The 11,855-nt window shown below is 48.3% G+C and carries 10 protein-coding genes and 1 pseudogene; 3 read left to right on the top strand and 8 right to left on the bottom strand.

From position 1 onward, the window contains the following. Nucleotides 1–265 precede the first annotated feature (265 nt). Nucleotides 266–613 (top strand): cytoplasmic protein, encoded by a 348-nt coding sequence (locus B3D59_RS16585; protein WP_286822242.1) that lies wholly within the window; start codon nucleotides 266–268, stop codon nucleotides 611–613. A 79-nt stretch (nucleotides 614–692) separates the two neighbouring features. Here B3D59_RS16585 and B3D59_RS16580 read toward each other — a convergent pair whose 3' ends face one another. Continuing rightward, nucleotides 693–1,175 carry a YchJ family protein gene (locus B3D59_RS16580; RefSeq protein WP_286822241.1) on the bottom strand — a complete coding sequence of 161 codons (483 nt, stop codon included), beginning with the start codon at nucleotides 1,173–1,175 and terminating at the stop codon, nucleotides 693–695. 31 nt (nucleotides 1,176–1,206) lie between these two features. On the opposite strand from B3D59_RS16580, the gene B3D59_RS18555 reads away from it, so the two are divergent. Then, on the top strand, nucleotides 1,207–1,575 hold the full coding sequence (locus B3D59_RS18555; protein ID WP_422653202.1) for a hypothetical protein: 369 nt from the start codon (nucleotides 1,207–1,209) through the stop codon (nucleotides 1,573–1,575). Here the strand turns inward: B3D59_RS18555 and B3D59_RS16575 are convergent. After that, nucleotides 1,563–2,791: pseudogene (locus tag B3D59_RS16575) on the bottom strand (phosphate acyltransferase). The gene B3D59_RS18555 and the pseudogene B3D59_RS16575 sit on opposite strands and share 13 nt — an antisense overlap. A 101-nt stretch (nucleotides 2,792–2,892) precedes the next feature. Here B3D59_RS16575 and B3D59_RS16570 point away from each other — a divergent pair. Continuing rightward, complete coding sequence (locus B3D59_RS16570) at nucleotides 2,893–4,392, top strand: protein adenylyltransferase SelO (protein WP_286822238.1); 1,500 nt, start codon at nucleotides 2,893–2,895, stop codon at nucleotides 4,390–4,392. Between the two features lie 45 nt (nucleotides 4,393–4,437). On the opposite strand, the gene B3D59_RS16565 is transcribed toward B3D59_RS16570, so the two are convergent. From B3D59_RS16565 to B3D59_RS16540, 6 genes are all read right to left on the bottom strand, one after another. Beyond that, nucleotides 4,438–5,421 (bottom strand): aminotransferase class I/II-fold pyridoxal phosphate-dependent enzyme, encoded by a 984-nt coding sequence (locus B3D59_RS16565; RefSeq protein ID WP_286822244.1) that lies wholly within the window; start codon nucleotides 5,419–5,421, stop codon nucleotides 4,438–4,440. Nucleotides 5,422–5,660: 239 nt separating this feature from the next. Next, on the bottom strand, nucleotides 5,661–6,686 hold the full coding sequence (gene tdh / locus B3D59_RS16560) for an L-threonine 3-dehydrogenase (protein WP_349676905.1): 1,026 nt from the start codon (nucleotides 6,684–6,686) through the stop codon (nucleotides 5,661–5,663). Between the two features lie 133 nt (nucleotides 6,687–6,819). Continuing rightward, entirely contained in the window at nucleotides 6,820–7,149 is a 330-nt protein-coding gene (locus tag B3D59_RS16555) for an inorganic pyrophosphatase Ppa (protein ID WP_286822236.1), read from the bottom strand. Between the two features lie 427 nt (nucleotides 7,150–7,576). Further along, nucleotides 7,577–8,623 carry a hypothetical protein gene (locus B3D59_RS16550; RefSeq protein ID WP_286822235.1) on the bottom strand — a complete coding sequence of 349 codons (1,047 nt, stop codon included), beginning with the start codon at nucleotides 8,621–8,623 and terminating at the stop codon, nucleotides 7,577–7,579. Nucleotides 8,624–8,877: 254 nt separating this feature from the next. After that, a complete protein-coding gene (gene katG, locus B3D59_RS16545) occupies nucleotides 8,878–11,088 on the bottom strand; it encodes a catalase/peroxidase HPI (protein ID WP_286822234.1) in 2,211 nt (736 codons plus the stop codon). A gap of 217 nt (nucleotides 11,089–11,305) precedes the next feature. Further along, the gene (locus B3D59_RS16540) at nucleotides 11,306–11,749 is read right to left on the bottom strand and encodes a Fur family transcriptional regulator (protein ID WP_286822233.1); all 444 of its coding nucleotides are present in this window, start codon (nucleotides 11,747–11,749) and stop codon (nucleotides 11,306–11,308) included. Nucleotides 11,750–11,855: the final 106 nt, after the last annotated feature.

Raw genomic sequence — 11,855 nt, 5'->3', positions numbered from 1 at the left:
AAAATTTTAATGCGTTTGCCCTGATTGAAACCATTATCGGATTTGCAAAAACAAATTATCCAAAAGTTGGGATTAGACTCTTCTATTTATACGCAACTTGAAATTTAGAGATACTTTATATCAAATGAGCGAATGGGGAGAAACAAGCTGTTTTCTCACTACTCACTACTCACATCTTTCAAGCTTTGTTGTGGGCTATGCCTGGCAGTTGATATGTCAGGTCAGCCCATGGCTGTTATAAAAATTCAAAATCAGGAGGTTTATCATGGAAAAAACCGTATTGTTTGCATTTCGGGGAGACCCTTTATGCTTTGTCCACGTGCTTCTCAATGCACTTGACCTAAAACGGCGGGGCCAGGAAGGACTCATTGTTCTGGAGGGAGAATCTGTCAAACTTGCGGGGCCCATGTCGGAATCCGGACATTTTTTAAATCCCCTTTACAAAAAAGCCAAAGAGGCCGGCCTTATCTACGGGGCTTGCAAGGCCTGTGCAACCAAACTTGACGCCCTTGCTCCCATTGAAAAGGAAGGCATTCCCCTGGTTGGGGATATGGCCAACCATCCTTCCATGGGCGCGTTTATCGAAAAAGGATACAAGATCATTACGTTTTAAAACGACATGAGCCCGGATTCCAGGAAAGCGGGTCCGGGCCCATGTCAGATTACGGAACTTGTATCTTTAAAAATGTCTTTTATTTACCGCAGCATTTCTTGTACTTGCGCCCACTGCCGCACGGACAGGGTTCATTCCGGCCCACCTTGGTGGAAACAGCAGGTTTGGGTTTCACCATCTCACCGGTGGTGAACAACCATGTATTGTCCTGCTTTGAAAATCGGCCAAGCTCATGATGATTTTGAACAGTGCCGTTTGTCCGGTAAGTGGCTATAAATTCAACCGTGCCTTCCTGGTCTTCGGAACAGCCGGCTTCTGTTGCAACAATTTCAAGGCCCAGCCATTCGGAATTTTGCGCCCATGATTTTGTGCTGGCATGATCGTACCCCTCCCGGTGATCCGGATGGGTGGTGTTAAAAATAAAATCCGTATCAACCTTTGTATAGGCGCTATAACGGGCGCGCATCAGTTGTTGTGCAGTCCGGGCAGACTCTGTTCCGGTAATGACGGGTTCGCAGCATTCGGCATAAGCAAGGTTGCTTCCGCAGGGACATTCTTCCATATTTACATTTCCTCCATGGAAATCAGTTAGTTTGAATCCCAGGGAAATATCACATGCGCTGCAGTCCGGCAATATTCATAATGCTTTTTTCTTAAATTTCGTTTTTCCCGGCCTGTGCCTGGATGGCTGTAATCGCCACGGTATTCACAATATCCTGTATGGTACATCCCTGCTTAAATCATTAATGGGCCGTTTCATCCCCTGGAGTATGGGGCCGATGGCCACAGCCTTTTCCGAAGCCCGCTGGACAGCCTTGTACGTATTGTTACCGGTGTTCAAATCGGGAAAAATAAATACAGTGGCCCGTCCGGCCACCTGGGAGTCGGGCAGCTTGGCCATGGCCGTGGCCTGGATAACCTTTTCTAGATCTGCACCCGTTCCTGAAGATCAGGTGGAATAGGAGAGCATTGCCACCCGGGGTTCAATGCCAAAAATGGAAGCGGTCCCGGCTGAAGTCACCGCAATTTCGGCCAGCTGGGAAGCCGTGGGATTGGGGTTAACGGCACAGTCGCCAAAAACCAGGACCCTGTCCTTGAGGCACATGAGGAAAACAGACGACACAATGGAGGATCCGGGCAAGATTTTGATGATCTGGAATGCGGGAAGAATGGTGTGGCCGTGGTGTTCACCGAGCCTGACACCATGCCGTCGACACTTCCTTTATGCACCATCATGGTGCCGAAATACGACGGATCAGCCATGGTGTCCCTGGCCATGTCCAGGGTCACGCCCTTGTGTTTGCGCAATTCAAAATAGCTCTGGGCATACTCGTCCAGCCAGGGGCTTGCATCGGGCTGGATAATTTGGGCCTGGGACAGGTTCAGCCCCAGCTCCTTGACCCTGCGTTCAACCGCTTCATGCCTGCCTAAAATGGTGATATCGCAAAATGACCGCCGCAAAATAATGTCAGCGGCTTTAAGCACCCTGTCGCTGTTGCCTTCGGGCAGCACAATATGCTGGCGGTTCTTTTTGGCTTTTTCAATAAGGCTGTATTCAAACATATAGGGGGTGATGCGTACCGACTTTCTGGCTGCCAGGCGCTGCCTTAAGGAGCCGGCATCCACATTTGCCTCAAAAACACCTAACGCCAGAGCAATGCGTTGGGGATCGTTCGGGGAAATCCTGCCGTAAATTTGGTCAACAGCCTTGATCGCCGTATAGGTATCCATGCCGGTCAGCAGATCCACCCCTTTTTGGCATAGACTTTCCACAGCCAGCTGACACGATGTTATCACCTGTTCGGCATCCTTTTCATATCCATTGGAGATCACCAGCGCCGGACAGCCCAGGTCTGCTATAATCCCGGCATTGATATCAAATTCAAAGGCCTCGGAACCGGCCGCAAAATCAGTGCCCTCGCACAGGACAAAACTGCTTTTTTCCTCAAGGGCCTTAAACTTGTTCAAAATAGTTTCCATCATCTCTGTCTGGCGGCCGGAATTGACCATCTGCTTGGCCTCTTCCAGGGTATAGGCATAGGTTTCCTCATACTGCAACCCAATGTTAAAATTGGAAAGCACCAGATCAATATCATGGTCCCTGGTGCCTTTGGGAGTCGGGTCGATAATGGGTCTGAAAAATCCGACAATGCGGATATCTTTGAGCAAAAGCTGCATAAAGAAACGGACACGAATGATGACTTCTCCATATTCATGCATTATCTTTATTAATAATGAATAATGAAATATTTCATGAAAGCCAAACAAGGAGCGCATACATGGAAAAAGAACCTGCAGTGTCAACCCTTAACGCGGGATTTAAAAACAGTTTTGCAACGCTTCCGAAAAAATTTTATGAACCCATTACGCCCGAAACCGTACACGACCCTGTGTTGCAAAAATACAACTGGAAACTGGGCCGTGAACTGGGGTTTAATTTTACTCAAGAGACGCCGGAACTGACAGATTGTCTGGCAGGAAATCTTATTTTTGCAGATTCCACACCTGTTGCCATGGCATATGCCGGGCATCAGTTTGGCAGATTTGTGCCCCAGCTTGGCGATGGCCGGGCCATTCTGCTCGGAGAAAAGATCACCCCGGACGGTAAACGCGTTGATGTTCAACTCAAAGGTTCCGGCAGAACACGGTTTTCCCGGGGCGGGGACGGCAAGTCGCCTCTGGGGCCTGTAATCCGTGAGTACATTGTCAGTGAGGCCATGCACGCGTTAGGGGTGCCCACCACCAGGGCCCTTGCAATCGTCTCCACAGGAGAACGAATCCTGCGCGAGGATGGAATACATCCGGGGGGCGTTATGACCAGGGTCGCATCGGGTTTTGTCCGGGTGGGCAGTTTCGAGTATTTTGCCGCCCGGGGAGATGAAGCGGCAATTGGCGAGCTTGCCGATTACGTGATTGCCCGCCATTACCCTGAAATTTTGGAAACAAAAGACCAATACAGGCAATTTTTTTCATCGGTTGCCACAAGGCAGGCCAGGCTTGTGGCCAAATGGATGCAGCTTGGATTTATTCACGGGGTCATGAATACGGACAACACCTCAATTTCAGGAGAGACCATTGATTATGGGCCTTGTGCCTTTATGGATTATTATGACCCGAACATGGTCTTCAGTTCCATTGATACCATGGGAAGATACCGTTATGCCAACCAGGGCGCCATTATGAAGTGGAATCTGCACGCTCTTGGCATTTCTTTACAAGCGCTTTTAGGTAAAACAGATGAAGAGGCAATGGATGTGATTGATGCCGCCTTAACTGCGTTTGAACAAGAATTTCTTCACGCCCAAAAGGTTGGTTTGCTCAAAAAAATCGGAATAGAAAAACCAGGGGACCAGGATTTTTCCCTTCTTGGGGAACTGCTTGCTCTCATGCAGAGTCAAAAAACAGATTTTACCCTGACATTTCGCTATCTGGCAGATCAAATCACGGACGGCTCAACCATGACGCCGCAATTTCAAAAACTTTTCAAAGCGCCGGATGCTATTTCTGCCTGGCTTGAATCATGGCGGAAGCGCCTGGCTCAAGAAAATAGTCCTGACGTCATTCAGGCAAAAATGAACCGGATCAATCCCCTTTTCATTCCCAGAAATCACCGGATTCACAAGGCGATTGCGGATGCGGAAGCCAGAGATGATTTCAGTCAGGTACACCTGCTGACAGCGCTTTATGAAAATCCTTTTACTGAACAGTCGAAATTTACCGATTATGCCCAGACTCCGGCCGATGAAGAACGGGTAACCCGGACATTTTGCGGTACTTGAGGTATAACCTTGTTGACGAAAACCTTGATCAACCCCAGGACATCATCAATATCCGCATGGGTATGGCAGGNNTGCGTTGATCTGAAACCGTATGGTTTCATCTCCTTTGGGAACAACCGGAAAGGTCAAGCCCACCACGAGCACACCGTTTTCGTAAAGAAAATTTACCAGATCATGGGTTCTGGCGGTATCCCTGACCATGAGCGGTACCAGGGGATGAGGACCTTCAATTGATTCAAGGGCCATATTCCTAAGACCGTCTCGAAAAACTGTGGTTATTGTGCCTAAATGATCCAGCAGGTCCAGACCCTGGTCACTGTCACAAATATCAATGGCGGCCAGGGCCGCGGCACAGTCTGCAACGCTTAAAGGGTTGGTATAGATATATGTATCTGCCTTTTGTCGAACCGCTTCAATAATGGTATCACTTGCTGCGATGAAGCCGCCGTTAACCCCGAAGGCTTTGCCGAAAGTGCCGACAATGACGTCTGGCCGGACGCCTGTATGCTCGCTGGTGCCCCGGCCTGTTGCGCCATAGGCACCGATGCCGTGGGAGTCGTCCACAACGGTTATAACTCCGTCCTTAAATTTGTCGTCATAGGGTTTGCAGACGTTGAGGATTTCGTCAATGGGGGCAAAATCGCCACGCATGGAAAAAATACCGTCAAAAATGACCACGACGCGTTCGATGTCCGGGGGCACCTCATCAAGGCAGCGCTTCAGATCTTCCATGTCATTGTGTTTGAAAATACCCTTGTTGGCGGAAGGGATATTTGAAATACGCATGGCCCTGATAATGGAATTGTGATTGAGCTGGTCCCCTATCCAGTGTGTTTTTGAGCTGGAGATGGACAAAGCCAGGCCACAATTGGCGGTATAGGCTGAGTTAAAAATTTTTGCACAAGGCATGCCGACAAATTCGGCAATTCGTTTTTCCAATGCAGCGTGGTAACTAAATGTTCCGTCTATAAATCTCACCGCACCAGGGCCCACACCAAATTCACGCGTTGCTTGGTCAGCCGCCTGAATAAGCGCCGGATGGGCGGATAAAGACAGATAGGAGTTTGAATTGAGCCGGATATATTCTCNNTATATTCTCTGCTGGATCCTGCGAGCCGGTATCTTGGACCTGAATCGTTTGTTGGGGGGATATATTCCGTAATAATTCTCTCTGGCGCTTTTGCCCTGCCTTCAGCAGCGAGGGCGGCCAACTCGGTTTGAAGGCTTTTGTCCAATTTCTCTGTTGTCATATCAAGGCCCTTTGTAGTTTAGTCCCAATCCAGTATCACTTTCCCTGATTTTCCTGTCCGCATCACATCAAATCCCTTTTGAAATTCCGTGTAATGGAACCTGTGGGTAATCAACGGGGAAATATCAAGGCCGCTTTGAACCATGGCGGTCATTTTATACCAGGTTTCAAACATCTGGCGTCCATATATCCCTTTGATGGTGAGCATATTAAAAATAACCTTGTTCCAGTCCATGGGATTTTTTTCAGGCAGAATACCTAGAAGAGCGATTTTTCCACCGTGGAACATGTTGTCCAGTATGGCGTCGAGTGCTGCAGGGCTCCCGGACATTTCCATGGCCACATCAAACCCTTCTCTCATACCAAGTTCCTTTTGAACCTGGGCCAGGTTTTCTTTTTCCGGATTCACGACCCGAGTGGCACCTGCCTTTTTGGCAAGACCTAAACGAAAAGGGTTCGGGTCCGTTACCACAATATTTCTGGCACCCGCATGTTTTGCAATGGCCGCTGCCATGCATCCTATGGGCCCTGCACCCGTGATCAGTACATCTTCGCCGAGAACGTCAAAGGTTAAAGCGGTATGAACAGCATTACCCAGAGGATCAAAACAGGCAAGAATGTCCAAGGGGATTTTTTCATCACAAAACCACACATTGGTCACCGGGATAGCCAGGTATTGGGCAAAGGCACCGGGCCGGTTGACGCCCACGCCTTTTGTGTCCCGACACAGATGCCGACGCCCGGCAAGACAGTTCCTGCAATGGCCGCAGATAATATGGCCTTCCCCGGAAACCAGATCCCCAGGCCTGCAATCTTTTACATGGGAACCGACGGCAACAATTTTTCCCACAAATTCGTGCCCTATGTGCATGGGAACGGGCACATTTTTTTGGGACCATTTATCCCAGTTGTAAATATGCACATCCGTGCCGCAGATGGCTGTCTTTAAAATTTTAATAAGCACGTCGTTGTGGCTGATGCCGGGAACCGGTATATCTTGCAGCCAGAGCCCTTCTTTGGGCTGGGCCTTTACCAGGGCTTTCATGGTATTGGGAATGGATGGCGTCATGACAAGAAAAATCCTTTATTCAAAAGGTTTTCCTACATACTGCCGTTCTTTGTATCAAATGTCAACGGCAGTATTTTTATATTAGAAAGGGTAAAAGTCCTTGATCAACTCAAATGGTTTGTCCCACGGCAAACGGGGTACACTGCAGTCCGACGCTGCCCTTTTTTACCCATAGGCGGACCATGGCAACCGAATCCCCTGCCGGACTTGTAATACAGCCCTGCTCCTCTATTGACAAAATATCTTTTAGTTTAAAATCATAGTAAAAGGTGTGCTCACCAAATGGATCCGCCACCAAAATCACGCGCTCTTTTCCATATGGGTGTTTCTTGGGTGATCCATAAAATGAGCAGCAGTTCTTTTTATCAAAATCCATATTTCTGACATACTTTTCCAGTTCAAAGTTCTCTTTAAGTTCAAGAAATTTTTCAATCACCATATAAACGCTCCTTGATTACATATCAGTTGGCTGAACTCACACCTACCAGAAAACATATAAACCTGTACCTGCCGGTGTCAAGGCAAAAGAACGCGCAGGCGGCCTAATTTTTTTGACACCAAGATTGTTTGATTACGCCCCGCAACAGGCTGTTAATAAAAAAGCGCCATCTTCTTTAGTTAGCAAGATTCTGGTGCAGCCAACGGCCGCTTTAACCTTGATATCTTGAAGATAACGCTTCCTCTCTGTCCTTAAAGAAATCTGGTTTCCCACTTCCTTCCCAAAACCGCCTTCGCTGAAAACGCCGGAAGGGTTCGCAACTTTTGGGAGATAATACTTTTTCTCAAGATTGCAGCATATATTTTTATGGGCAGATCAAGTCTGGAAACCCTCAGGTTTTGTCGTATCCGTTTAAATCATTAGATCATTAGAAGTTGATCTGCCATTTCATGCCGTAGTAAAAAATTTCAGTGTCGCCGTCTTCACTACCGTCCAAGAAACCAATTTCAGGAACAACGAACACGCCGGGGGCAAGATTGATGGTGGTGTTAATATAATATGTAGCCGATTCATCTTCATCTTCATCATTGTCATCAAGGTCGGTTTGATTATAACCGTAACCGGCTTCAACGGTAAAGGTGTCATTAATTTTATAACCGGCAACCAGCATCAAACCAATGCATTCGTTATCAATCAGTTTTCCACCGGAGACTTCTGCAAAACCGTCATTTATGGCGGTGTCGCCGTCAACAGAAATCCAGATTAAGTTACCGGCGTTTTGACCATAGTAGACATCGCCTTTCATGAAGAAACCCGCCGTGTTAAACTGAGCGCCTAAAGCCAGAACATAGGAATGAACATCCTCCTCGTCCGAACCAACAGTGGTCTCAAAGGTACTGTAACCGGCACCAAAGTCCAGAACAACCATGTCAAGGTCAAGGGTATAACCAACTTCAATGGCAGGAATAATGACTTGGTCATCTCCGGCATAGCCTACACCGTTGTTGTTTACAGTAGTGTCCGGGTTAAGAAAAGCAATTTTAAAACCATCGAAATCCAGACGAAGTTGAGCCGCGCGATGGGAATAGAGAGCACCCTGTGCCAGCAGATCACCATCATGGCCATAGACCTGGTTGGACCAGAGCCAGGACATCGGCGCGTAGTCCTGACCTACGGTCAATTTACCGGCACCAAAGTCCCATTGCCCATAAAGCAAACGAATATTGGCGTTTCCACCGGAAGCCCCATATTCAAAACGTCCGGTCAGTTCCTCGGAGACTTTAACGTTTGCACCGATACGGGAGTTCACCTGAAGGTATTCAGAATATTGTGTATTGCCGTCATCGCCTGAAATGATGTCAGTATCATCCCAAAAGGTAGCTATACGGGCACTTCCATAAAAATTCCACTCTGCTGCATAGGCAGAACCCATCATTAGAGCAAGTGCCGCCAAAACTACAATAGTTTTTTTCATCTTTCTCTCCTTTTTAAAAATATACTAAAAAATGCCGAACAAAACCTGATTGGACCAGACTCCTACGATGGTTATAAGATTTTTGTCAACCCTTTTTGTTTCTGTATATAGAACTATTACATAAAAATATAGAATTTATATATATCAAACAAAAAAAGGCGATGTTCCAAGAGATCTTGAAACACCACCTTTTTTGAGGGAATAGTCTTCACCGTTTCAAAATTGCCTGTCAGCCTCAGGCAAGATCAAACGGGTCAAGCAAGATCAAACCGGTCAAGATTCATGACCTTATCCCAGGCCGCAATAAAATCAGTTACAAATTTTTCCTGGGCATCCGCGCCGGCATACACTTCACAAAGCGCCCGCAACTGGGAGTTTGAACCAAACACCAGATCCACACGGGTACCGGTCCATTTCAGTTCACCGGTTGTCCGGTCACGGCCTTCAAACACCGTATCGTCTTTTGTATCCGGTGCCCAAACCGTCCCCATGTCCAATAGATTGACGAAAAAATCATTGGTCAAAATGCCTGGACGCTGGGTTAAAATGCCGTGCCGAACCTGCTTGAAATTGGTATCCAAGACACGCAGGCCTCCAATGAGAACGGTCATCTCCGGAGCAGTCAATGTCAGCAGTTGGGCTTTGTCCACCAGCAACTCCTCTGCCGGAACCGCATATCTTTTTTTAAGATAGTTGCGAAACCCGTCGGCCACGGGTTCGAGTACGGAAAAGGAGTCAATATCGGTCTGCGCTGCTGAGGCATCCGTACGCCCCGGGGAGAAGGGCACCGTGACCTCAAATCCGGCATCAGCCGCTGCCTTTTCAACACCGGCGCATCCTCCCAGCACAATCAGATCCGCCATGGAGACTTTTTTCCCTCCGGTCTGGCTGGTGTTAAACGCCTGCTGAACCCCTTCAAGGGTATTAAGTACAGCAGTAAGCTGATCCGGCTCATTCACAGCCCATCCATTCTGGGGCGCTAAACGGATACGTGCTCCATTCGCCCCGCCGCGTTTGTCCGAGCCGCGAAAGGTTGACGCAGAAGCCCAGGCCGTGGAGACCAGCTGGGAAACAGTCAGTCCCGTGCCCAAAATTTTTCGTTTAAGTTCGGCGATATCCCTGGCGTCAACAAGCTCATGGTCTGCCTGGGGCACCGGATCCTGCCAGATCAAATCCTCTTGGGGAACATCAGGGCCAAGATACCGGGCCTTGGGGCCCATATCGCGATGGGTAAGCTTGAACCACGCCCGGGCAAAGGCATCGGCAAACGCCTCCGGGTTCGCAAGAAAATTCCTGGAAATGGGTTCGTAAATCGGATCAAACCGCAGGGAGAGGTCCGCGGTGGTCATCATGGGGCGATGCTTTTTGGATGGATCATGGGCATCTACCACCATATCTTCATCCTCAACATCCTTTGCCAGCCACTGGTTGGCACCGGCCGGACTTTTGACCAGTTCCCATTCGTATTTAAACAGCACCTTGAAATATCCCATGTCCCATTGGGTAGGATTGGGCTTCCAGGCGCCTTCGATACCGCTGCCGATGGTGTCGCCGCCTTTGCCCCTACCGTGGCTGCTTTTCCATCCCAGCCCCATCTCTTCGAGGGGGGCCGCCTCGGGTTCCGGTCCCAACAGCGCCGCATCGCCGGCGCCATGGCATTTGCCGAATGTGTGGCCCCCGGCCACCAGGGCCACGGTCTCTTCGTCGTTCATGGCCATCCGGGCAAAGGTTTCCCGCACATCAATCCCGGAGGCAACCGGATCCGGATTGCCGTCCGGCCCTTCCGGATTTACATAAATTAAGCCCATCTGTACGGCAGCCAAAGGATTCTCAAGATCACGTTCCCCGGAATACCGGCTTTTGGGTTTATCGCTGGTGGCCAGCCACTCCTCTTCCCCCCCCCAGTAGATATCCTCCTCGGGTTCCCATACGTCTTCACGCCCGCCGGCAAATCCAAAGGGTTTCAGCCCCATGGATTCAATGGCGCAGGTTCCGGCCAGCACCATGAGATCGGCCCAGGAAATTTTGTTGCCGTATTTCTTTTTCACGGGCCACAAAAGTCTTCGCGCCTTATCAAGGTTTACGTTATCCGGCCAGGAGTTCAACGGGGCAAGCCGCTGGTTGCCCGTGCCGGCGCCGCCCCGGCCATCCATGGTACGATAGGTACCGGCGCTGTGCCAGGCCATCCGGATGAACAACGGGCCATAATGGCCGTAATCTGCCGGCCACCACTCCTGGGAATCGCGCATTAAATCAATCAGGTCCTTTTTCACGGCTGAAAGATCAAGACTTTTAAATGCGGCCTTATAGTCAAACGAATTCCCCATGGGATTGCTTTTCCGGTCATGCTGGTGAAGTATTTTCAAATTTAATTGATTAGGCCACCAGTCGCGATTGGACTTTCCCTTGGCTGTGAAGTCTCCTGTGCTTTTACCGGTAACCGGGCATTTTCCTTTTTCATTCATAACAGATCTCCTTTAAATAATGTACGTTATTTGGGGACACCTTTAATGATAAAGCATATCAAATGATAACGATTATCATTTGCTACTCTAATCCAAAAATAAAAAAAAACCAATAAAAATTTTTAAACAGACTTTTTATAAACGCTTCAAAATAAAAATATTGCTGTCAGATGCCAATTTTTGTACGGGTTACAGCAAAACAGTAAGGGAATTGAGCTTATTCTTCTTTGGCCTGGCAGTCGCTGCAAATGCCGAAAAAATCCAGTCGATGATTAAATATTTTAAAACGGGTCTCCCTGGCAACCTCGTTTTTCATCTCATCCAGGCTGTCCAAATCCGGGTCAACAATTTTACCACACTTGGTACAGATAATATGGGGATGCGGATAGGGTTTCTTCCCGTCATACCGGTTGGACCCGTCGGGAAAACCAAGTTCAAGAACTTCACCAAAGGATTTGATAACGCAGATATTTCTATACACAGTTGCAAGACTCATGGTTGGAAAATTTGCTTTAAGTTGTTCGTGTATCATTTCAGCACTGGGGTGATCCACGCTTTTCGCCAGGATTTTTATAATGGCGAGCCGCTGGGGCGTTATCTTGTGACCCTTATCTTTTAGTTTACAAAGAATGGTGTCAACTCTGTTTTGGTTGTCTTTCAATAAGAAACCTTCCAATTCAATAAGATGAATGCTAATGAATTAACACTAAACACCCTGTAAATCAAATTGTATCATCCCCGAGCCAGGGCAAACGCATTTAAATTGT

This window comes from Desulfobacter sp. UBA2225, assembly GCF_002348205.1.
Taxonomy (GTDB): domain Bacteria; phylum Desulfobacterota; class Desulfobacteria; order Desulfobacterales; family Desulfobacteraceae; genus Desulfobacter; species Desulfobacter postgatei.
Note: the sequence above shows the minus strand (reverse complement) of the source record. Positions and strands in the feature narration are given on the sequence as shown.

Bases quoted from the DNA above. Each gene is read 5' to 3' on its own strand.
- B3D59_RS16585 (WP_286822242.1), top strand. From the start codon at position 266: ATGGAAAAAACCGTATTGTTTGCATTTCGGGGAGACCCTTTATGCTTT.
- B3D59_RS16580 (WP_286822241.1), bottom strand. From the start codon at position 1,175: ATGGAAGAATGTCCCTGCGGAAGCAACCTTGCTTATGCCGAATGCTGC.
- B3D59_RS16570 (WP_286822238.1), top strand. From the start codon at position 2,893: ATGGAAAAAGAACCTGCAGTGTCAACCCTTAACGCGGGATTTAAAAAC.
- tdh (WP_349676905.1), bottom strand. From the start codon at position 6,686: ATGAAAGCCCTGGTAAAGGCCCAGCCCAAAGAAGGGCTCTGGCTGCAA.
- B3D59_RS16555 (WP_286822236.1), bottom strand. From the start codon at position 7,149: ATGGTGATTGAAAAATTTCTTGAACTTAAAGAGAACTTTGAACTGGAA.
- B3D59_RS16550 (WP_286822235.1), bottom strand. From the start codon at position 8,623: ATGAAAAAAACTATTGTAGTTTTGGCGGCACTTGCTCTAATGATGGGT.
- katG (WP_286822234.1), bottom strand. From the start codon at position 11,088: ATGAATGAAAAAGGAAAATGCCCGGTTACCGGTAAAAGCACAGGAGAC.